Here is a 21,692-nt window from a genome sequence, read left to right on the forward strand (position 1 = left end):
CGTGGCCACCGTTATTGACGAGAAACAGGGCACCTCACGCCCCGTGAAACCAACCACAAAGCTGCGCACCACTTTATGGCTGGTAGTGTCCCTGATTGTTGTTGCAGCTTTCTGGTCGGTGAAGATCCAGTGGTCCGCACTGGCCGACTTCCCCGCCCAACTCTTCAAATACATCTCTGCGATGTTGTTGCCGCCCGATTGGAGTAAGTTCTCCGAAGCATTTGGCGCCACGATCTTATCCGTGCAAATGGCCTGGATTGGCACAGTCTTGGGCATCGTCATCTCGTTGCCACTGAGTTTTTTGGCATCCAAATCCCTCGCACCCCAGGTTGTCACAGCACCCCTTCGACTACTCTTCGCCGTGATCCGTGCCGTGCCCGAGGTGGTTATTGCCATTTTGATCCTCTCCGTCACCGGCCTGACACCTTTTACGGGTGCCTTGGCCCTGGCTGTGGGCTCGATCGGCACCTTGGGAAAGTGGGGTTATGAAGCTTTTGAGTCTGTTGACGCCGGCCCTAAGGAAGCCGTTCGTTCTACCGGCGGTGGCACACTGGCTTTGATCCGTTGGGGCGTTTGGCCCTCGGCCGCTCCTGAGGTGTTCTCATTTTGGTTATACCGTTTTGAAATTAATGTGCGGGCATCAGCCATTTTAGGACTCATCGGCGCTGGCGGTATTGGCAAGATGCTTCAGGACAACGTGCAATTCCGCAATTGGGATGCCGTGGGTATGTTGCTCATTGTGGTGGTGGTGCTCACCATGTGCATCGATCAGATCTCCGGCGCTGTGCGCAACAAGCTCATCCACGGTACGTGGCGGGCACCTAAGCTGGCTTCATGACAACGCTGCGCATCCTTCACCTCAGCGACACCCATCTGACCGGTGATGGCACTCTCCACGGCGGCGTCGTGGATACGGTGGCTGCCTACCGCTGGACTCTTGGCGCCTTTAAAAATGCCGGTCCGCTGGACTTGGTGGTCATATCCGGGGACGCGTCCGACGACGGGTCCCCGGCTTCCTACAACACCTTGCGTTCGCTGACCCAAGACTTTGCCCAACGCCACGGGGCTGTGGCTGTTTATGCCATGGGCAACCACGATCAACGCGGCGGGTTCCGTGAAGTTCTTGGATCCGGGCACCCTAACTCCACGCAGAACTATCCTGCCGTGGCCAGTGAAGCGAGCACAGAGTGTGAAGCCAGCACTGAGGGCGGAGTCAGCCCGGCTGGTGAAGCTAGCCCAATTTTTGGCGTCAGCATGGTTTCAGGGTTCCGCATCATTACCCTGGACAGCTCCGTTCCGGGCCGTACTCACGGATATCTGGATATTACCCAACTGCAATGGCTACGTTCTGTGTTGGCCACTGATTCCGGGTACGGGACGGTGGTGATAGTCCATCACCCACCAGTAGAGCCTGTCACCCCCCTGCACCGCGGCATCGAGCTCATAAACGCTGATGAGTTGGCGCATGCGCTGGAGGGCTCCGACACCGTGGCCATCTTGAGCGGTCATTACCACCATCACCTCAATGACGTTCTTCAGACGGGGACTAATGACATTGCCGTGGTAGTGAGCTCTGGTGTAGTTAATTCCAATGATGTGCTGGCCACCCCAGGCCACGAGCGGGCAGGTGCAGGAGGCGGTGGAACTCTTCTTAGCATCAGTGCAGGGTCCCCCGGCACATCCACCAGCCGTATCACGGGCGCCCGGGTCAGGTCGCTGCCCCTTCGTTTTCAGCTTCCCGCAGAAGTGAGTCCACCTCTTGTCCATGAACTAAGTCCGGCGCAGGTTTCAAATATCAGCGCCTCCATCGCTGCATCCCCGGCAGAGCTAGCGGCAGCTAAGCTGCCAGTTACCAGAGCGCGAAGAATGCCTCAAGGAAAGAAGGAAATGTGAAAGATCACCCGATGACGGAGTACGCTCCCGGTCAGATTCTGGCTCACATCCGGTCCTCCCGGCCAGCCTTGTTGCCAGCCGAGCAAGCCGTTGCGGCAGTTTTCTTGAGCCACACCCAGAAAATCATCGAACTCTCATCTCAGCAGGTAGCAGAGTTGGCCGGGGCCTCCCGTACCACCGTAGTGCGGGCCTGTCAAAGCTTGGGCTACTCCGGATATCAGCAGTTGCGCGTCCTTCTGGCACGCGACGCCGGGTACGCCAGTCCCGAGCCACGCGCCAAAGCGATAGGGGCGCCCGGCATGGTGGCCGACGCTTTTGTGCAGGTGGGCAACGCCGTGACATCCATGGCTGCTCTCTTGGACCCGGATGCGGTAACGGGTGCTGTGCAGGCCATGGCAGGCGCTGGACGCATGCTTGTTGTCGGCAATGGTCTCTCCGCACCACTAGCGGCGGACATGGCCGCGAGGCTGAGCGCCATCGGCCGGCCAGCAGAGTCTTCTCTGGACGTCATTGGTCAACAGATCGCTGCACGGCTCCTGACCCCGGAAGACGTCTTACTCATCATTAGCGGTAGTGGCGCCAATAGTTCCACCTTGCGTGTAGCCAAAGCTGCCCTTGACGCCCATGCCACACTGGTGGTCATCACAGCCTTTGCGCGCTCACCCCTGTCAGCAATGGCTGACTTCTCACTGGTCGTGGGGATGGGAGATCTCAGCTTCCGCGAAGAGGTAACGGTCACCAGCAGAATTCCCCAGACTATCCTCATGGAGGGTCTGATAGCAGCACTCACGGAAGAATTGGGTGAGAAGGCTGCGGCGGCCAAGGCCCTGGCGTTGGAGATTATCAGTGAGAACTTGGATGAATAATCCCCACCCCCTCAGAGGTAGGTTTTCCTGACTGGTCCTGCCCCGTATCGTCATTGGACGCTTGCCTCTACACTTTTTGTCAGCTCATGGGAAAACCAAAACAGGGCAGCCCGCCCAGGCGGGGGCCTTGGGGCAACGGTGGGCGAAGACCAGTTCAATGGTGGGCCCAGGAGATGCAATCGTGCTGAGCCCCGACGTCGGTCATATTGATCCGGAAGCCGAGCCTTCCATCGTCATAGTTCACTCTGCGCGCAACCTCACGCTGGAGAATGCCAGCGAGGTTGTTCTAGGCTTCATGATCGGCAATGACGTCTTGGCTCGTGAGGCGTAAAAAGCTAACGGATTGTGGATTAGTTCCAAAAGGGTATTGACGGTGCCAAAAGTCAGCACGGTTATCTAAAGGCTGTTGCCTCACTGGGGCGTGAGCCTCATTGTATGATTCCGCGCCACGGCGCTCATTGGGTTTTTTGAATTTCAGCTGGCAGGATTGGTTACCTATGGCAACAGCAACACCCTCACAACCAGTCACCGCAGATGCCAGCGCAACGGGCCGCGGCTACTTTGCCTTGCCCGCAGCATGGGTGTCTCGCAACCCAAAACTGGCCTCTCAATTGCGCGGTTTCGCGGTGGTGGCCATCATTTGCACCGCTATTTCCATGACGATTTTTGCTGGTTTACGCCCCCTATATGGCATGCAGTGGGCCAATGCTATCTCTTTGGTGCTTTGTTCGGTGCTGAACACTGAGCTGAACCGCAGAATTAGTTTTGGCATCCGCGACCGCCACCTGTGGTGGCGTGACCAGCGACGCGGGCTATGGGTCATGCTCCTGGCTTTGAGCATGACCGGTGGAAGCTTGTGGGTACTGCACCATGCCGCACCCGAGGCCTCAATAGTGACCGAACTTGCTGTTATTGTGCTTGGTAATGTTGCCTCAGCCATCACCCGATTCGTCCTGCTGCGGTACTGGATCTTCCGCAGAGTCAGGCACGCGGGCGCCGCGCACCCCAAAGATGCACCTGTTCCCGCTCATTCCTAGCGGCACTGGTCTTTAGCGGCCAAGCCGCAGCATCCTTCCCACAGCTTCAACCAACTCCTGGCCGGCAGTGGAGAGCTGGTCTTGGGTCACGTCCACAGCAAAACTAAACCGTAGTGCAGTTTGCGCCACGGCTCGCTCTACCCCCATGGCGCAAAGGACAGGAGAGGGCTCATCGGATCCGGCCGCACAGGCTGATCCTGACGAGCAAATAATGTTGCGGCGTTCAAGTTCCAGAAGCACTGATTCACCGCTGATGCCCGGGAAACAAAACGAGGCCACATTGGGCAACCGTCGCATCCTGTGCCCAGTCAGGACAGCCGCAGGAAGGCTTGCTAAAACAAAGTCAATAAACCCGTCCCGCAACCCGCTGACACGGCTCAGTGCAGCGCCTCTGCCTGCTTCCGATAGTTCCAACGCCGTAGCCAGGGCTACGGCAAAAGCCACATTTTCCGTACCGGAACGTGCCCCGTGTTCCTGGCCTCCCCCGTGGATCAACGGTTCATAACGTGTTCCTGCGCGTACATAGAGCAGTCCTACTCCCTTGGGCGCTCCCATCTTGTGACCGGAAATGCTCAGTGCGCTGACACCTAGCTCTTGCACATTCAGTGATAGCCACCCGGCCCCCTGCACGGCGTCGGTGTGCAGTGGCACCCCGCTGGCCGCAGCGATACGAGCCAGCACGTCAATGTCCTGGACGGTGCCCACCTCATTGTTGGCGTACATGATGGAGGCCACTGCAACGTTGCTTGTGCTCTCCAGCATCTGCTCAAACACGTCAGGATCAACCAAGCCGTTGCTATCCACCGGAACCACATCCACCGTGAAGTCATGAACCCGATGTAAATAGTTCGCGGATTCCACCACAGCGGGATGCTCCATGGCACTGATCAAGATGCGGTTAAGCGAGGGATCAGCGCTCCTGCGCGCCAGTGCAATGCCTTTCAACGCAAGATTATCTGCTTCGGTGCCGCCGGAGGTAAACACGAGCTCCTCGGCACGGGCGCCCAACACAACGGCACACCGTTGCCGGGCGTCAGCCAGGGCAGCCGCTGCCTGCTCACCAAGTCCATGATGGCTGGAGGGGTTGCCAAACTGGTTGGTGAGCAAAGGAAACATGGCCTCGATCACTTCCCGTCTGACAGGAGTGGTTGCGGCCGCATCGAGAAAAATCACAACGAATGGCTCACTTCCATGTCCAACCCCAGATCAAGCGCCCGCAAAGTGTGAGTTAGTGCCCCCACCGAGATAATATCCACACCTGTTTGTGCAATCCCCGCAATGGTGGATAAATTCACGTTGCCGCTGGCTTCAACCAGTGCACGCCCATTGACTAATGCAACGCCTTCTACCAACTCCGCGTTCGTGAAGTTGTCCAGCATGATGGTGTCAATTCCGGCAGCCAGAACGGCTTTCACCTGCTCCAGGCTGTCTACTTCCACCTCAAAATGGACCGTATGGGGCAACCGGCTCCGCACGCCTGCGAGCGCAGCGCTTAACTTGGTCCGGTCTCCCCCGGTGAGTACGGCCAAGTGGTTGTCTTTGGCCAGCACGGCGTCAGAAAGCGAGAACCGGTGGTTGTGCCCGCCCCCGCAACGCACCGCGTACCGTTCCAGAATGCGCAGTCCCGGAGTAGTTTTACGAGTGTCGGTGACACGAGCGTTTGTGCCTACCAACAGCGCCGCATACTCGGCGGTTTGGGTAGCGATGGCGCTCATACGCTGTGTGAGGTTCAAAGCGATTCTCTCAGCCGTCAGCACCCCGCGGGCCAATCCGCTGACTGACATGATTCGATCCCCGGCCCCAAAGGTGCTGCCATCAGCAATGAGTTGCACCACGTGCGCTTCCGGATCCTGCATCTTCATGGCAGCGGTGAATACGGCCCCACCGGAGAAGATGCCCGGCTCTCTCGCCACCAACCAGGCACTTGCCCTGGCGGTGGCGGGCAGCAAGGTTGCCGAGGTGATGTCCCCGTACGGGGCGTCCTCGGCGAAGGCCCTGTGTAGGATCTCCTGCACAGCGCTCGCTGGTAATTCCGGTAGTGCTGGTAATTCCGGCAGTGCAGGCAGAGCCGGCTGGGGTGGGGCAGTTTTCTGCAGGACAGGTTCGACGGCGTTCATACTCTTTCGCTTTCACGCTGGGTTGGGGCGGTGGAAAAATCAGCTGCTGGTAGCTGCGGTGGGTCTGGGTCTCGCCAGAAATGAGAGTTCCGGGTTCCGGCTGCGGCAGGGCTTTGTGGGAAATCGTGACGGAAATGCGCCCCCACAGAGTTTTCTCGGGCTAGTGCTGCGTGAACTAGGAGCGTGGCTATGAGGTGGAGGTTTTGATCCTCGGCCGCCTCCCGCCCCTGTCCCTGCCTGGCAGTACCGAAACTACTGGAGCTCGCGGCCAGAACCGCTGCTGCATCAGCGAGTCCCACAGCGTCCCGAACCACCCCTGCCTGGGCACCCATGATGTGGCGTAAATCCGTGCGTGAGAGCCCCGGGCTGGCCGAATCAGGTGCAAGGGGCCCGGGGGCACCTTGCATAGGACGTGCATCAACGTCCAGCAACGGCCAGCGATGTACATCCCTGGTAAGCCTAGTGATTTTGGTGGACATTGAAGCCGTAAAGGCGGCAACTGCCCGGCGGCTAAAGACCAGCCCTTCCAGTAAAGAGTTGGAGGCAAGGCGGTTCGCTCCGTGGACCCCTGTGCAGGCGGCCTCCCCGGCTGCGTAGAGTCCGGGCACTGAGGTTCGCCCGTGCAGATCGGTGGCTACCCCCCCCATCCAATAATGTGCCGCCGGTGCCACTGGCAACCATTCCTGCCGCCAGTCAAGACCGAGTGCGGTGGTCGCGGCAGCAATGGTGGGGAACCGCCGCGCCAAGTAACCTTGCCCATGAGCTTCTTCAACGCCTGTTGCATCCAGATACACGGAAGGCACCGCCTCGGTGCTGCCCCTAAGGTGCTCGGTAATGCCGCGGGAGACAACATCCCGAGGGGCAAGATCACCTTCTGGATGATAGCGCTTCATGAACTGCTCGCCGTGGGCATCACGTAGCACGGCCCCGGCACCACGCACGGCCTCGGATATGAGAAAGTTCCCGCCAATAGCTAAGGCAGTGGGATGGAACTGAAAGTACTCCAGATCCCCCACCACGGCACCGGAACGCCATGCTAGTGCCAGCGCATCTCCTGTGGCGCTGAGCGGATTGGTGGTCACGTCAAAGAGCTGCCCGGCCCCACCAGCAGCCAGTAACACAGCATCAGCAACCAACACCCGCCGCTCATCCACCGCATCATCATCTGGGGCAAGGTAAGCAACCCCGGCTATGGCGGCGCGGGGCGAGGTCCCGGCGTCGTCCGCTTCAGGGTTACGCTCTGGGGCAAGATGACCCGCGGCGCTAGCAGAAGACGGGATCTGCGTGAGTAGCTCGGTGACCAGACAATGCTCCATCAGGGTGATAAGACCCAGCGCGGCGGCATCAAGCACGGCACTGATCAGCCCTTCGGCAATGGCCGCTCCCGTAGCGTCCCCACCGGCGTGCAGAATCCGCGCCGCAGAATGGGCACCTTCTAATCCAAGCGCCCGGCTTCCCGTGGCCGCGTCCCGGTCAAAAATCACGCCGAATCGCTCTAGGGACGCAATGTCCCCGGCGGCCTCGCTGCACAGAACTGTGACGGCGTCTGGGTTGCACTGCCCCGCCCCTGCTTTGAGCGTGTCAGCAATATGCGCCTCCACAGAGTCCCCGGGAGCGCACTGACCAGGGTCCAGTACCGCACAGATCCCGCCCTGAGCGAAGTGCGTGTTGCTTTGCCCCAGCGTGCCTTTGGTCATCAAGCTCACGCGCATGCCTGATTCGGCAGCAAGCAACGCGCCGTAGAGTCCGGCGATACCGCTGCCAATAACAATCAGGTGCGAATTACTCATGTGCGTGCGGCTGTGCGGGCGGCGATCAGAGGCTTGGGCTTAGCAGCGAGCATCCGTTCAAGGGCAATGCGCGCGTTAACCGCAGTAGCCTCCGGGACGGTGATTTGGTTATACACCTCTCCAGCCACGAGCCCCTCAAGAATCCAGGCCAGGTAGCCGGGGTGAATCCTGTACATGGTGGAGCACGGGCAGATGACCGGGTCTAAGCAGAAGATCGTATGCTGCGGGTACTGTGCCGCCAAGCGGTTAACCATATTGATCTCAGTACCAATGGCGAAGGTGCTGCCATCCGGGGCAGCCTGGATGGCTTTGAGAATGTAATCCGTGGAGCCCGCCTCATCGGAGGCATCCACCACTTCCATGGGACATTCCGGGTGCACAATCACGCGCACTCCCGGGAAGTCCACCCGGGCTTGCTCAATCTGGGCTACCGTGAAGCGCTTGTGAACCGAACAAAATCCCTGCCACAGCACCACCTTGGCATCACGCATGACATGTTCGCTGTTACCGCCCAAGGGCATCCGTGGATTCCACAACGGCATTGCTTCCAAGGCAATACCCATAGCCTTGGCAGTATTGCGGCCCAAGTGCTGGTCAGGGAAGAACAGCACCCGTTGGCCGCGCTCATACGCCCATTCAAGCACTGTCGAGGCATTGGATGAGGTGCAGACGATCCCGCCGTGCTCGCCGCAAAAGGCCTTGAGCGCGGCGGAAGAGTTCATGTAGGTGACAGGAATAACCGGTACCCGGCCCTCGGCGTCGGGCTCGGTGCCGTACAGTTCTTCAAGTTCAGCCCAGCACGCCTCCACAGAGGGCAGATCGGCCATATCCGCCATGGAACAACCGGCTGCCAGGTTGGGCAGGATCACGGACTGGTGGGCTCCGGAGAGCATGTCCGCCGTCTCCGCCATGAAGTGCACACCGCAAAAAACAATGGCCTCTGCCTTGTCCCGATTCTTGGCCGCATTTGCCAGTTGGAAGGAATCCCCCACAAAATCGGCAAACTTAACCACTTCATCGCGCTGATAAAAGTGTCCCAGCACCACCACCCGCTCCCCCAGTTCAGCCTTCGCGGAGAGTATGCGTGACTCAAGATTGGCCTCAGAGGCGTCCTTGTACTCCTGTGGCAGCTGGCCCTGGCGGGGTGTGGCTGTTGGAGCAACATCTTCTTGCGAGGCACCGGGGCCATAGCCCGGAGTGCCGGCGAGCGCTTCGGCGAGGTCAAATTCCCAAGGTCCCTTGGCAAGTTCGTCGTTGCAACTCTCCTGTGCGCGGCCAGGAGCGCCAACAAGCTTCGATTGAGCCTGCGCTTGCTCGCGGGTGATCAGCGAAATGGTGGTGTTCACAGATGACATGGTGTGCTCCAAGGTGTGAGGCAGTTTGGTTAGCGGCTATGCGAAGAGGTGCAATTCATGGGCGGCTGGATCTATATTCGGTGGGGTTTAGAGCCGCAACGGGGGGTTCCCGGAATGTTCGGCGGTGGGGTCACCGGAATAGCGATACAGGCGGGGCGGACGGTGTTTGCCGCCTTGACGGAATTCGTCAGTGGGCTCAATGTGGGCGGTTTGTTTAAGTTGACGGCGAAAATTGGCGGGATCCACTGAGCGGTTCAAGACCGCCTCATACACCTCACGCACCTGGGCTAGCGTAAATTTCTCGCCAAGCAGGTGGTGAGCAATGGAGCCGTAAGCAATTTTGTTGCGTAGCCGCCAGAGCGCGTAATCAACAATCTCATTGTGATCAAATGCCAATTTCGCCAGCCCGTCCGCGCGGAACCACTGGACGTTCGCAGACTCCTGCGCCAATTCAGCCTCACTTGATTTCACCAGAGCCCAGTAAACAATCGAGACCACCCGCTGACTGGGCGAGCGGTGTAGGCCGCCAAAGGCGTATAACTGTTCAAGATAGCTGGGGGCCAGCCCCGTGGTGTCCTGCAAGTTACGGGCTGCGGCGTCCATGAGGGAATCCATCTGAGTCAGCGGTCCTCCCGGCAAGGCCCACATATCTTCAAACGGTTCACGGATACGGCGCACCAGCGGCAACCACAGGGCGGGGCGGCCACTATTTTCGCTGGGTCGCAGGGCGAAGATGACTGTGGAGATGGCTAGTGCTGGCGGCTGAGCCATGCGCTCGCTGATGTTGGCCGCGCTAACAAACTGCGTGCTGTCCATGTTCTCCACCCACTTCCGTCTCTACCCAAACTTAGTTAAAGTCACTTTGACTACAACTGATTCTACGACCTTGTGGCAGTGGGAAACAAATTATTGCTTCACACCTGCCCGCGACCCGGGCCTGGGGCCGGACCACCGGCAGATTTGGTTGTGCATTTCCATGGGGGATAATTCTTGACGGGGATTTGTTTTCCCCGCTCCACGGTCCCGTGCAAGGCGCGCACCACTAAAGAAGGCCTTTCTTTCATGTTCCCCCAGCCTGACGTTGCTCTTGCCGCGCCCACCAAGACCGGTCTGGGCAACTCGCTCAAGCAACGCCAGCTGACAATGATGGGCCTTGGCAGTGCCATTGGTGCAGGGCTTTTTCTTGGCTCGGGTGAAGGAATCAGGATGGCGGGGCCCGCCGTTTTGGTCTCCTACCTAGTGGCCGGGACGTTGATCATTGTGGTCATGTGGGCCTTGGGCGAGATGGCGGCGGCAAACCCCAACTCTGGTGCTTTCTCGGTCTACGCAGAAAAAGCTATGGGCAAGAATGCTGGCGCCACTATTGGTTGGTTGTGGTGGCTGCAGCTAGTGGTGGTGATCGCGGCCGAGGCACTGGGTGCCGCACAGCTCCTTGTCACTATTTGGCCGGTGCTACCTTCGTGGCTGCTGACGTTGATCTTTATGGTGATTTTCACAGTCATCAATCTGACCTCGGTGAAAAATTATGGGGAATTTGAGTTCTGGTTTGCGCTCCTGAAGGTCGCTACCATTGTGCTCTTCTTGGCCTTTGGTGCAGCATTGCTCCTCGGCTGGATTCCAGGTGCTACCTCACCGGGGTTCGGGAACTTTAGCGCTCACGGTGGGTTTGCTCCGGCCGGCATGGCCGGGATTACTTCGGCATTATTCGTTGTAATTTTTGCTTTTGGAGGCACCGAAATTGTGGCTGTGGCTGCTGCGGAAACATTCACTCCTGCACGCAGTGTGGCAGTAGCGGTGCGTACTGTGGTGTGGCGTATCCTCGTTTTCTATGTAGGCTCTATCTTCGTCATTGCGGCCATCCTGCCGTGGACCTCAACGGCACTGAGTTCTCCTTTTGCTGGCGTTTTAAACATGGCCGGGTTGCCTTGGGCGGGGACAGCCATCACTTTGGTGGCAGTTGCGGCCCTACTCTCAGCCCTGAATGCCAACTTGTATGGCGCCTCGCGCATGGTCCACTCACTGGCCCACCGCGGCGAGGCCCCAGAGTTTTTGGCCCGCACCAACAAGCGTTTTGTCCCGGTTCCCGCCGTCGCGGTGTCGGTGAGCTTTGGCTTTGTTACAGTGCTCTTGGATTTTTTATATCCCGGGGTTGTCCTCACGGCATTGCTGAACTTGGTTGGCTCCACGTGCTTGATCGTCTGGGGTTCAGCGCTGGTCTCGCAGTTCATCCTGCGTCGCCGGGCTGAGCGAGACGGAACCGTCCTTCCTCTGCGAATGCGCGGCTTCCCGGGACTAACGTTGGCTGGCTTGGCACTCCTTGGCATTATTTTTCTCATCGGCTTCACCGCTCCGGCGAGTCGCAATCAGCTATTGAGTACGTTTGCCTTGGTTGCTGTCATCGCAATTTTGAGCAAGCTGGGTCGCTGGTATGGCCAGAATCATCTCCAGGGCCGCAACTAATCGCAGAACCGGTTCCACTGACTCGCCACTGAAGCGCCACAGTATTCTCCATGGTTCATAGTCGCTATGGTTGAGATACGACGGCGGCACTGCCCGCCGCAAGAAAGGTTGGGCAATGGTTCCCCCCGGCAAGCACGCGGCAGCAGCGGCTCCTCACGAAACTGAGGGCGCGTCCCCAGGGCTTAACGTGGTGGTCTTTGAGCCCGAATCACCCGCTCCGCTTCCCCCCGTCTTTTTGATTCACGGATTCGGATCCTCAGTAGAACTGAATTGGGTTAAAACCGGCTGGGTTACGGCGCTGAACCGGGCAGGGCGTCGAGTCTTCAGCGTTGACTTGCCAGGGCACGGGCGCAGCGCCGCACCTTATGACCTTGATTCCTACACTCCCGGTAAGATCCGTGCTGAGATTCTGCAGATCCTTTTCGATCAAGGGATCCGCCCGCTCACGCACGCAGATGCTGCCAGCGGCGTTGACGTCATAGGCTACTCACTTGGTTCCCGGTTGGCGTGGGAGTTTGGCGCCACACAAAAAGAGCTCGTGCGAAAAATGGTTTTGGGGGGGCCCAACCCGGAAGATCCACTGGCCGATTTTGATCTGCGAGCCGCCCAGGACTTTCTCAATGACGGCACACCCATCTCCGATGAATCCACGGCCTGGCTACTGCGCATGGCCCAAGCGGTGCCATCCAATGACATCTTTGCACTGCTGGCACTTATCCAGGCCGTGAAAATGGAACCCTTTGAACCCACGGACGCCGTGCCATGCATGCCAGTACTGCTTGTTGCAGGGGGCCTGGACGAACGTGCCCGGCGCATGAGCCAACTAGCCGCATTGAATCCGGCGGCTCAGCAGCTTGTGATTGAGGGGCGCACCCACGGCAACACCGTGACCTCAGGGGAGTTCAAAAAAGCAGCGATCGACTTCCTCAAGTGACCCACAGCTGTAGGATTTACCGCACTTTCCCCATTCAATGGCCTTGATGGGTGGCCAGCTACCGACACGGGGGAATGCTCCTGACTAGGTTTCTCCTGCGCACTGGCTCCGGTAGCGGCTGGGACTGACACCAAACCTTCTTTTGAATGCAGTGCTCAAAGCGAAAGGGCTCCCGTAGCCCACCTCCGCAGCGATCTGCGCAGTAGTCAACGCAGGGTCTGTCAGTAATTCGCTGGCAAGGAGCATCCGCCAATTCGTCAGGTACGTCATGGGTGGCTCACCTACCGAACTGCGGAAGCGGTGAGCAAAGGTCGCCCTAGATACATTCAACTTTTGTGCCAGCAATTCAAGACTCCACGTCTCTGCGGGCCACTCATGAAAAATCGCCAACGCCTGGGCGCTGAGCGGATCCATCCCACCGGCTAACCAGCCTCGTGCTTTTGCAGGGTTGCCTCTGGCCCATGCGCGGATAGCTTGAACCAGCAGCACATCCAGTAGACGATCAATGACACTGCCTTGCCCCGGTGCCTCTGTAGTGATTTCCGCTTCGAGCAAACCAAGTAAAGACTGGCTGACTTCGCCGGAGGGGGCTAGGGCTACTCGTGGCAAGGCACTGGTGAGGACTGCTCCAAGCTCTGCGTCAGATTCGTATGTCCCGATGAGCATCGTTGTTGACCCGGAAGAGGCATTGCCCCACGTGCGGATCCCGTGACTCAGGCTTGTGACCAGGTCCGCCCCGGAAGGAGAAGTACACCGCTGCCCGGGATGGATAATCACATCCGCGTCGCGCAGGAGATCATCACTCACAGCATATGGGGCTGGCCCCCGAACAACAGCCACGTCACCAGGTGCTAACTGGAACGCTTCATTATCTGCGGCTAAGAACGCCGTGCCTTTCATCATGACCATCACAGTGAGAGACGCACGGTCCGCCACCAGAACAGACCAGCCAGGCGACATGACCATACGGAGGGCAAAGGCGCGCCGAGCCCGGGGCCCGTCCAAAAGATGAGTCAGTGGATCCATGCCACAAATCTAGACGATCACGTATGGAATTACACCTTTGGACTATTCAAAACGCACCACGGCTGAGCTTGACTAGAAGTATGACACATTCAAAAGCACTTGTATTTGGTGGCACGGGTCGCACAGGCAGCCGGATTGTCCGCCATTCTCAGCACGGCGGCAGGCAAACACGTATCGCTTCCCGGCAGGGAAAGAGCCCGTTCAGCAGGGAAGACCGAGCAACGTGGGAACGCACTGATCGCGACGCCCCGGCTGTGGGGACGGTCATTACGGGCGCTGTCGTCTCAAGCGCTGCCGTCCCAGGCGCTGCCATCCCAGACGCTGCCATCCCAGGACTAGGGCATCGCGAATCTGCGGCTGCCTCATGAGCTACGATCTCCCAGGCGTTCTAACGCTCGCGTCCGCTGTCTGCGCCGGAGTCACCGGAGGGGTCTACTTGGGCTTTGCCGCTATTGTCATGCCAGCACTTCGCAGCCTCCCCAGTTCCGAGGCAGTAGCTACGATGCAAGGCATCAACATCAGCGCAGTTAAGCTGCCTTTCATGGCAATTTTCTTTGGCGGTACAGCAGCCGCTCTCGCCCTTATTGTTGCGGAAGCCGCCATAGGCGGAACCGCTTTGGGCGCTTCAAGGCGGTTGATTGGTGCAGGCTTGGTTCTGGCATCATTGGGCATCACCATGGTTCGCAATGTTCCCCTGAACAACAGACTTGCTCAGGTTCCTCCTAACTTAGGGAACTGCCGCGATTCTTGGAAGACATTTGATCAGGGATGGAGTAGAGCGAACCTGTTGCGTGCCACAGCGTCAATAGTTGCCACAATCCTCTTCGTCGATTCCTTGTCATTGTCTCCCGGCACAGACTAGTCGACTCCCCCAACAGCATTGCTGCACGCAGTGTTGGCAGTTTCAGGCCCCTCGCGGCGTCCAACCTGAGGGCAGCGCACCCGCAATGGTTCCACGTTCGGTATCCACCTTCGCTGACCAGCCTTGGGCTGCCTGGTTGCCCTCGAATGCTCCGCGCGCCAACCGCATTCCAACATCCGGGTGAGTCATCCCAGGCGCTCCCCCACGTCGAGCTGAGGCACGGACACTCCACGACTCATCGGCAAAGCCACCGCCACGAAAGACGCGGTAGTCCCCATAGCGCGCCGGATCAAGATGATCCCAGCACCATTCCCATACGTTGCCGAGGGTGTCGTGGATCCCAAATTCATTGGGATGTTTCAACCCAACAACTTGAGCTTCATCCACTTCATCGGCGCCAGTCCAAGCAACAAGCTCCAGTGGCCCGTAGTGCGGCCCTTTGGTACCGGCCCTGCAGGCATATTCCCACTCTGCCTCCGTTGGCAAACGGTATCCGGAGGCGTCCGTTTGCCACCTGACCTGGTCACCTTCCACCATGTAGGCAGCAACCAGCCCCTCACGTACTGAGGCACGATTACAAAACTCTATGGCGTCTAGCCAACTGATATTCACAACAGGACTCGAGGATCCCCCCGCACCGCCCATCAGCTTCACGAACTGAGCCGTGGTGACAGGAACAAACCCTATTTCAAAGTGCTCAAGATCAACTACCCATCGGCGATGCCGCCGCGCGTCGTGCAGTTCTACCTGACCCGCAGCCAGCGGGCGAAGACCAGATACAGCCATTATGCGACCTTTCCCTTCAGGACGATCTCGCCTCGGGCAGCGGCTCTGCAGCCCCGTGTTTCGGCAGAAAGTTCCTTGTTCTTTGCTTAGCTGGTAGCTTCGTTGCATGGGGATTTTTCGAATTGTATACTCTGGAATATTTGCAGCGGCACTCGTGTATGTCTTTTTCCTTGACGCTTCATTGTGGGAGAAGCTTTTTATCCTGGCGCTGACTGCGGCTCCGCTTGTGATGCACGAGTTTCAGCTGCGAAAGCGAAAAATTGCGGCTGCTGAACAAGCCGCTCATGCATCCAGTTCGGTACCTGATCAGATCTTTCATGCCTATCAGGAACGTACGTACAACCATAAGTGAAATGTTCCTCGACTTCGAGCTAGTCGCCACGCCCTCTGAGAGAACATGACTCTCAGCCCCAAAAAACACCGCACATACTCATATTTGCCGCACAACTTTTTGTCGCACTAAGACCACAGTCGCTGCTTATTCCAACTGTCGCCGTCACGGTTGTAGCGCAGGCGTTGGTGATCCCGGCTCTGATCGCCCTGCCAAAATTCAATGGAGCTTGGCACAATCAGCCATAGTGCCCAGTGCGGAGAAACAATATTGTTATCAGCTTCTATAGCCGCCTTGGCTCGCTCGATTGCTTCTTCGCGAACGTCCTCATCTGTGAGGACGGAACTCTGGTGACCAGCTAAGACAATCGCTCGGGCTAGCGGGTGGCGAGCTAGAAAGTCCTTGGCCGACTCGGCCGTGGATGCACGTTGTGCTCTCCCACGGACCCGCACCGCCCGGGCCAGCGTGCTCCAGTAAAACGTGAGGGCGCAGTTCGGGTTCTGGAGCAGTTGGCGCCCTTTGGCCGATTCGTCGCTTGTTGCAATTTTAAAAACGCAGTCTTCGGTGACGTCTTTGACAATCAGCACTCGGGCATCCGGAACACCGTCCTGATCGACGGTGGCAAGCGTGGCCGCATGGCCTTCCGGGACCCCTGCATTCAAGGCATGCCGGAACCATGAAGTGAAGAGTTCATGGGGATCATTGGGCGCCGCGGCTGGATCAAATTTCGGGGCCTGGCCCACAATGGATGGAGCGGATCGAAGCTCATCACGAAGTGTTTTCATCATTCCATTCTCCACAAATAACTGCATCAGGGAAGCCGTCTGCGTTGCTGACTTGGTGAACATGAGAAAAGAAATTGCCCCGGCGTCCAAGCTCACTTGGACGCCGGGGCAATTCGGTGGATCGATTATTAAGACTGCATGTACAGGATCTCTCCTGCCGCTTTTCCACTATGCAGATCCCAGTATGCTTCCGCGATCAAATCCGGATCAAAGAAAGTACCTGACGCAACGGCACCCCCGATGGTCACCGTACCCACCTTGAGGCCGTGCTTGGCGAACTCCTCAGCGAGCGTGAAGGCCAGATTGCGAAGCCCGGCTTTGCTGATGGCGGCGGATGCCCTCGACGCAACGGGATTCAGGGCCAGTAGGCCTCCCGTGAAAAGAATGGAACCCGAACCGTGTGCAATCATGGCAGGAGCCACCAGCTGAGCGCAGATCAGCGCCCCGACCACGTTGACCGAAAAATCCTTGGTTAGGTCCATAGGGTCTAGGACGGACGGGTTGGCAATCGTGTTGGCACCGGCGTTGTAGACCAAGGCATCCAATGTTCCGTGTTCTGAATGGATGCGGGCAAAAGCCGATTTCAGGCTCTGCTCATCGCTCACATCTGCAACGATGCCGTGGGCTTGGATCCCAGCATCTTGAAGTTCTGATACCCGGAGTGCAAGTGATTCAGGGTTTCTGGCCAGCAGGATAATTGTAAAGCCGTTGGCCCCAAATTTCCTGGCGACTCCGGCACTAACGCCAGGACCGGCCCCAACTACTGCCACATACTTATTGTTCATTTCCACTGCTTTCTATAGACGTGGTTGCGATGACAACAAGTCGGTTGGAAAGGAGCTGGAGAGGCGTTCGAGGCGTGGGCAGGCATTCCATGTCATGCGCGTAAGAGGATTGAATTTTTAATGTATCACGCGGAAAATTTACCTTTAGAACCGGTGCGGGCATACGCGCCGATGGTTTCCTAGCCGTTGCGGACCGTGGCAAGGTTCAGCGATTGTATTCCCTCATCCAGTGTGAGTATTTTCATCCGGCCATTGTTCTCACCGGAGAACGTTTCTTGTTGATGTTCAACGGTGAGGAGCGAATTGCGCCCGCGACAGAATGCCTTCTATGACCCCGGTTTTGGCATCGGCGTAGGCATTCATATCCGAAAAGCCGCGGGACATGAGCTGGCGTTTGGTACGCGCGTACAACTCTCGATCTTCGAGGTTATTTCGAAGCCTGTTGCGGAGCATGAGGTAAGCGTTGACATTGGGATGGTCGTTTTCAAGCAGATGGATATGAACGTACAGAGCCGGCGTTCTGAGCATGCGGTGTCCGGGTTCTCGGACTCGAAGCTCATATCCAGCTTTGAGAAGTGGGACCAGATAATCCTCTTCAGCGGTAATATCTGCAACCGTCACCAAAATATCGACAAGGGGTTTCGCCGCCAGAGTTGGGACCGACGTCGAACCAATGTGTTCTATGGAAACCGCATGGCTTCCCAACGCAGTCCTAATCTGGGCCAAGTGGGCCCCTCAAGCGATCCGCCCGCAGTCACCAGCGGGTGGGGCTCTGACGGTTAGGCGCGCCCTCGTGGCGCCTCGACAGCGCAGGATTTCCTTTCACTGCGATGGACCAGGCACCTAGTCCAAACGCGGCGGCGGCTAGAGCGTCGAAGATTACTTTATCCGCCCCCGCTCCGTTAAAGACATCGATTATTCCGATGATCACAAAAGCAGCAGCCAATAGGGCTACGCAAAGTGAGAAGATCATGGCCCATCGTGGTAGATTTCGAATTTCCTTCACTGCCAACAACTCCTTTTACTAAAGTAAATTTGATGGTGATTTAGATCATACCCCTCTTGCTTCTTCTCCTGCAGGGCAAAGAGCTGCGGCAAAAAGCAGCCACGCTCCGAGATGGCCGGTGATTTCTATGAAGTGACAGCCACCAGCGCTGATTAGCCGGCCATGGTAGAAGCAACACAGCGAAAGTGTGCTGATTTTCCTTGAATACGAGGATCGCAATGAGCTAGCCCCCTGCTAACACCTTTCAGTCCACAAAGGCGTTTGCCCTGGAACTGTACAGCGCAGCGTCCCTTGCAGATGTCAACGGGACAGCCTATATTTTTTTGATAATTCTAAGTCAGTAGATAGGAGAATAATGTGAAGAAAGTTACCGAACCGAAGAGGTAGAGAGCGCAATTATATTTCCGAGACCGGCGGCCCAATGCTCATCACACCGCCTATGCTTTGACCAGAACATACAAGGCCGTTTGCAAGCACTGCACAAGGAAGCTCAAGGTCAAGCGTTGGAAGCCAGCCAGCTGTATCAGCAGGATGTGGTCCGGGGCCACCCCTTACAAGGAATACACTGATGAAGGTTTACTCATTTCACGAGGGTGCATTTGATTCGGTGACGAAATCAATGGAGCCTGTGAACGTCCTCGCAAGTGATGGTTCAATCGCTGGCGTTATCACTCGCGGTAAAATACCTGGTTGTGAGATAGCCGGCACTTTTCAGTTCACCCCGGAGACAGGTCCGCATACAAGCATCGGCGTGCGTAGAGCAACGATCAGATCCGCCTTTTCGCGGCTGTTCAGACCGACCTACGAGGTCATTCATGATGGCGTTGCCGACATATTTGTTGATCGGCTCGGAGAGAATTTTCTTTACTTTGCAGTCAAAGGCCAACTTAACGGTGGGGCAATCACCGCTCGAGAGGACTGGGACGGTTCCGTTGTAGTAACTGCGCAACGCAAAGCGCTCGGCCGTTTCCAACCAGGAAGCGTTTTGGCCAGGACTCGAGTGGAGATTGCAGAGGCCGTACCGGGTACGGCCGAATTCGGACTCTTAATTTTATTACCGCTCATTCACAGTATTTACAAGGACGAATCCGACGCTGTAGCTTCATTGTTCGGATAGCAGCACCAGCCGGGTTGCTTGGTTGGTTCAAATCCAACAATGGCACCCTTCTTTGAACAGGCTGCACTAGTCCTGGAAGTCTTTGATTATGGCTTCGCCAGAAACGAGAAATGACGGCCGCCCCGGATGTGGAGTGGCCGTCATTTCACTGCGCTAGTGTGTGCTCAGAGTCAGTGTTCCTCTGCCGCAGCAGCCGCCTTTTTGGCGTCTTTCTCCGCACGCAAAGCATCTGCTTCATGCTGCTCTTCTGCCTTTTCCTGATGGATGACTTCAGCCAAGAGCTTCTCCATCTCCTTGGCAACCCCTGCCGCAGATGCGGGATTTTGGCCGGTAACAAGACGCTCGTCAACTACCACCTTCTCCTCAAAGACATCCGCGAAAACATGAGTTGCCCCTTGTTCTTCGAGTCTGTCTGCCAAGAAGAAGGGAATGACTTTGTCCTTGCCTGCGGCTACTTCCTCGTCGTTGGTGAAAGCCGCAACATTTCGGCCGTTGACAAGGTGTATGCCATTAGCCAATTCCACGTTCACTAAGCCAGCAGGCCCATGACAGACAGCACCCACAACACCGCCTGAGTTGTAGATACTAGCAACTAGCTTTTGAAGGCCTTCACTGTCCGGGAAGTCCCACATGGTGCCGTGGCCACCCACGAGGAAGACGGCGTCATATTGTTCCGGGTCAATGACATCGACGCGGGCCGTGTTGTACAGGCCAGCTCGCGTTGTCTCGTCCTCTGTGAAAGCAACTTGAATGGGGTCTTCCACGTCAACGCCGTCGTGCGGGGGTTGACCACCTTTAATGGATGCGAAGTCAACGAAATGTCCGGAGTCTTTGAAGACTTTCCAGGGATGTGCAGCTTCGCCTACGTTGTAGCCGGTCTTTTCTCCGGTGTCACCGATCTCGGAAACGCTGGTCAGTACCATGAGGATTTTCTTCATGAGGTGCTCCTTTCGTCCATTTCCCACCCTAGACGAATCGCAGACATCATGACCAGTCCGGGTCAGAAACTCCCAGCGTGTACACAGATTCAGTGGGATGACCAGCGAACCACACCACCGTACATCGCCAAAGATGGATGTCTATCACAAGATGGCGAACAAACGGTTCCAAGGCTTGGGAACTACTCCGCGCGGGTCAGCTGCTTTCGCAATACCACTGAAGCTACAATGCCGAGCACGAATAACGTTGATGCTGCTGCAATCGGGACAAGGAACGCGGCATCGTAGCCAACACTTTGCGCCAGCGAACCCGAAAGTGCCGAACCCAATGCCGTGCCCGCCACAATGCCACTAGCTAAGGCTGTCATGACGGTGCCCATCCACTGCGGCGGGGCTACAACACTGCCAACGCTGAAGATTGTCACCATGGTGGGGCCTACGGGCAAACCCACCAGCAGCAGCACCCAAGCCATCTGGCCTAACGACTCCGGCGCCAAGAAAAACACAGTCCCGCCTGCCATGAAGCCAGATGCCAGCACCCACCGCCACGCATAGCTGAACTTCACTGGCCAATAGGCCACTGACAGGGCCGTCAGCGCCGAGCTGGCACCCATGATCGCGTACATCAGCCCGGCCTGGTCAACAGAACCATAGACACCTGTAAAAGCTGCCAGCGCTGTTTGCGAAGAACCAAAGAACGTCCCCATGCACAGCATCGCAGCCACCGGCACTGCCACGAGGAACCAGTTGGGCCTTTCCTCGCTCACGTAGCCTGCATTGCCCACCGTGCTGCTTGCAGCTGGGCGTGCACTGACGTAATCCGCGGTTGGGTGGAGAGCGAAAAGTGTTACAAGTGACACTGTCATGACAGCAGCGAGAACAAGCGGCAGCCAAGGCGCCACAAGTGACGCCAGCAGACCCACAAGGGCCGGGCCCAAGACAAATGTCACTTCATCGGCTGTTCCTTCAAGGGACAAGGCCGTGTCAACCATGGGTCCGCGCTGACTCGCAGGGAGTTTCTTACTCAACGCCATCCAGCGCACACGGGACAGTGGGCCCACCTGGGGCGAGGTTCCCCCAGCCGCCAGAGCCGTTAGGAGCACCACCACTGTTGCGCCGTCAGTGAGCTGGGCACCGCTGTCAGGCAAGAGCAAATAGGCCAGCACAACGACGGCCGTCACCAAAATGAAATTCACCACAGCAGCAACCAGCAGCACCCCCCGCTGTCCCAGCCGGTCTGCCAGGTAGCCCACAACTGGCGCCCCCGCGGCTGCACCCAAACCAATGCACCCCGCCGCGAACCCTCCGATCGCGTACGAGTCGCTGACATGGGTGACCATTGTCAGCACACCGATTGTCAGCATCGCTAGAGGAACACGGGCAAAGAGTCCCAAGGGAATATAACTTTTTCCGGCCAATCTGGGCAGCACGGAGTAGCGGCCACCCTTCACAGCAGTGGCAGCGGGCGCGGGAGCGTTGGGGGAAGACGAGGAACTCAGCTACTTTCGAATCTTTTTGCCTTGGACTCTGCCGGTATCAACCACCGGTTCATTTGATCCACAGACCGCCCAAGTCTACCCTTTTAGGGAGCCGCTGCGCCCGCT

Annotated in this window: 23 protein-coding genes; 10 read left to right on the forward strand and 13 right to left on the reverse strand. The window is 57.6% G+C overall.

Going from position 1 to position 21,692, the window contains the following annotated elements:
• Nucleotide 1: 1 nt before the first annotated feature.
• The 5 genes from phnE to AAFM46_RS11205 all read left to right on the forward strand — a co-directional run bounded on the left by phnE (nt 2) and on the right by AAFM46_RS11205 (nt 3,796).
• Nucleotides 2–838, forward strand: a complete 837-nt coding sequence (gene phnE, locus AAFM46_RS11185; RefSeq protein ID WP_343317835.1) for a phosphonate ABC transporter, permease protein PhnE — start codon at nt 2–4, stop codon at nt 836–838.
• Nucleotides 835–1,893, forward strand: a complete 1,059-nt coding sequence (locus AAFM46_RS11190; protein ID WP_343317837.1) for a metallophosphoesterase — start codon at nt 835–837, stop codon at nt 1,891–1,893. Before phnE ends, AAFM46_RS11190 begins: the two co-directional genes overlap by 4 nt.
• Before the next feature lie 11 nt (nt 1,894–1,904).
• A complete protein-coding gene (locus tag AAFM46_RS11195) occupies nt 1,905–2,759 on the forward strand; it encodes a MurR/RpiR family transcriptional regulator (RefSeq protein WP_343317839.1) in 855 nt (284 codons plus the stop codon).
• 127 nt (nt 2,760–2,886) lie between these two features.
• Nucleotides 2,887–3,090, forward strand: a complete 204-nt coding sequence (locus AAFM46_RS11200; RefSeq protein ID WP_343320437.1) for a fumarylacetoacetate hydrolase family protein — start codon at nt 2,887–2,889, stop codon at nt 3,088–3,090.
• Nucleotides 3,091–3,256: 166 nt separating this feature from the next.
• On the forward strand, nt 3,257–3,796 hold the full coding sequence (locus AAFM46_RS11205; protein ID WP_343317841.1) for a GtrA family protein: 540 nt from the start codon (nt 3,257–3,259) through the stop codon (nt 3,794–3,796).
• 12 nt (nt 3,797–3,808) lie between these two features.
• Here the strand turns inward: AAFM46_RS11205 and AAFM46_RS11210 are convergent, their stop codons facing one another.
• From AAFM46_RS11210 to AAFM46_RS11230, 5 genes are all read right to left on the reverse strand, one after another.
• The gene (locus AAFM46_RS11210; protein ID WP_343317843.1) at nt 3,809–4,969 is read right to left on the reverse strand and encodes a cysteine desulfurase family protein; all 1,161 of its coding nucleotides are present in this window, start codon (nt 4,967–4,969) and stop codon (nt 3,809–3,811) included.
• The gene (gene nadC, locus AAFM46_RS11215; RefSeq protein ID WP_343317845.1) at nt 4,966–5,913 is read right to left on the reverse strand and encodes a carboxylating nicotinate-nucleotide diphosphorylase; all 948 of its coding nucleotides are present in this window, start codon (nt 5,911–5,913) and stop codon (nt 4,966–4,968) included. The genes AAFM46_RS11210 and nadC overlap by 4 nt, the downstream gene beginning before the upstream one ends.
• Nucleotides 5,910–7,703 carry an L-aspartate oxidase gene (gene nadB / locus AAFM46_RS11220; RefSeq protein WP_343317847.1) on the reverse strand — a complete coding sequence of 598 codons (1,794 nt, stop codon included), beginning with the start codon at nt 7,701–7,703 and terminating at the stop codon, nt 5,910–5,912. The genes nadC and nadB overlap by 4 nt, the downstream gene beginning before the upstream one ends.
• Nucleotides 7,700–9,058 carry a quinolinate synthase NadA gene (gene nadA / locus AAFM46_RS11225; protein ID WP_283528088.1) on the reverse strand — a complete coding sequence of 453 codons (1,359 nt, stop codon included), beginning with the start codon at nt 9,056–9,058 and terminating at the stop codon, nt 7,700–7,702. Before nadA ends, nadB begins: the two co-directional genes overlap by 4 nt.
• Before the next feature lie 87 nt (nt 9,059–9,145).
• Nucleotides 9,146–9,874, reverse strand: a complete 729-nt coding sequence (locus tag AAFM46_RS11230) for an NUDIX domain-containing protein (protein ID WP_343317850.1) — start codon at nt 9,872–9,874, stop codon at nt 9,146–9,148.
• Nucleotides 9,875–10,120: 246 nt separating this feature from the next.
• Between AAFM46_RS11230 and AAFM46_RS11235 the strand changes: the two genes are divergently transcribed.
• Together AAFM46_RS11235 and AAFM46_RS11240 are read left to right on the forward strand one after the other, a co-directional pair.
• The gene (locus tag AAFM46_RS11235; RefSeq protein ID WP_343317852.1) at nt 10,121–11,518 is read left to right on the forward strand and encodes an amino acid permease; all 1,398 of its coding nucleotides are present in this window, start codon (nt 10,121–10,123) and stop codon (nt 11,516–11,518) included.
• A gap of 115 nt (nt 11,519–11,633) precedes the next feature.
• Nucleotides 11,634–12,452 carry an alpha/beta fold hydrolase gene (locus AAFM46_RS11240; protein ID WP_343317854.1) on the forward strand — a complete coding sequence of 273 codons (819 nt, stop codon included), beginning with the start codon at nt 11,634–11,636 and terminating at the stop codon, nt 12,450–12,452.
• 84 nt (nt 12,453–12,536) lie between these two features.
• Here the strand turns inward: AAFM46_RS11240 and AAFM46_RS11245 are convergent, their stop codons facing one another.
• Nucleotides 12,537–13,478, reverse strand: a complete 942-nt coding sequence (locus AAFM46_RS11245; RefSeq protein ID WP_283528097.1) for an AraC family transcriptional regulator — start codon at nt 13,476–13,478, stop codon at nt 12,537–12,539.
• A gap of 80 nt (nt 13,479–13,558) precedes the next feature.
• On the opposite strand from AAFM46_RS11245, the gene AAFM46_RS11250 reads away from it, so the two are divergent.
• Nucleotides 13,559–13,846: a hypothetical protein gene (locus AAFM46_RS11250; protein ID WP_343317855.1), complete on the forward strand. Its 288-nt coding sequence runs from the start codon at nt 13,559–13,561 to the stop codon at nt 13,844–13,846.
• A complete protein-coding gene (locus tag AAFM46_RS11255) occupies nt 13,843–14,340 on the forward strand; it encodes an anthrone oxygenase family protein (protein ID WP_343317858.1) in 498 nt (165 codons plus the stop codon). The genes AAFM46_RS11250 and AAFM46_RS11255 overlap by 4 nt, the downstream gene beginning before the upstream one ends.
• 42 nt (nt 14,341–14,382) lie before the next feature.
• Here the strand turns inward: AAFM46_RS11255 and AAFM46_RS11260 are convergent, their stop codons facing one another.
• From AAFM46_RS11260 to AAFM46_RS11280, 5 genes are all read right to left on the reverse strand, one after another.
• Nucleotides 14,383–15,126, reverse strand: a complete 744-nt coding sequence (locus AAFM46_RS11260) for an SUMF1/EgtB/PvdO family nonheme iron enzyme (RefSeq protein ID WP_343317860.1) — start codon at nt 15,124–15,126, stop codon at nt 14,383–14,385.
• A gap of 459 nt (nt 15,127–15,585) precedes the next feature.
• Complete coding sequence (locus AAFM46_RS11265) at nt 15,586–16,245, reverse strand: pyridoxal 5'-phosphate synthase (RefSeq protein WP_283528106.1); 660 nt, start codon at nt 16,243–16,245, stop codon at nt 15,586–15,588.
• Nucleotides 16,246–16,370: 125 nt separating this feature from the next.
• Nucleotides 16,371–17,027 carry an SDR family NAD(P)-dependent oxidoreductase gene (locus AAFM46_RS11270; RefSeq protein WP_343317862.1) on the reverse strand — a complete coding sequence of 219 codons (657 nt, stop codon included), beginning with the start codon at nt 17,025–17,027 and terminating at the stop codon, nt 16,371–16,373.
• 285 nt (nt 17,028–17,312) lie between these two features.
• On the reverse strand, nt 17,313–17,753 hold the full coding sequence (locus AAFM46_RS11275) for a GrpB family protein (protein WP_343317863.1): 441 nt from the start codon (nt 17,751–17,753) through the stop codon (nt 17,313–17,315).
• 28 nt (nt 17,754–17,781) lie between these two features.
• Nucleotides 17,782–18,033: a hypothetical protein gene (locus AAFM46_RS11280; protein ID WP_343317864.1), complete on the reverse strand. Its 252-nt coding sequence runs from the start codon at nt 18,031–18,033 to the stop codon at nt 17,782–17,784.
• 568 nt (nt 18,034–18,601) lie between these two features.
• Here AAFM46_RS11280 and AAFM46_RS11285 point away from each other — a divergent pair.
• Nucleotides 18,602–19,150: a hypothetical protein gene (locus AAFM46_RS11285; RefSeq protein ID WP_343317865.1), complete on the forward strand. Its 549-nt coding sequence runs from the start codon at nt 18,602–18,604 to the stop codon at nt 19,148–19,150.
• Between the two features lie 170 nt (nt 19,151–19,320).
• Here the strand turns inward: AAFM46_RS11285 and AAFM46_RS11290 are convergent, their stop codons facing one another.
• On the reverse strand, nt 19,321–20,088 hold the full coding sequence (locus AAFM46_RS11290) for a type 1 glutamine amidotransferase domain-containing protein (RefSeq protein ID WP_343317866.1): 768 nt from the start codon (nt 20,086–20,088) through the stop codon (nt 19,321–19,323).
• Nucleotides 20,089–20,270: 182 nt separating this feature from the next.
• A complete protein-coding gene (locus AAFM46_RS11295; protein WP_283528118.1) occupies nt 20,271–21,518 on the reverse strand; it encodes an MFS transporter in 1,248 nt (415 codons plus the stop codon).
• Between the last annotated feature and the right edge of the window lie 174 nt (nt 21,519–21,692).

This window comes from Arthrobacter sp. TMP15 (genome assembly GCF_039529835.1).
In the GTDB taxonomy this organism is placed as follows: Bacteria; Actinomycetota; Actinomycetes; order Actinomycetales; family Micrococcaceae; genus Specibacter.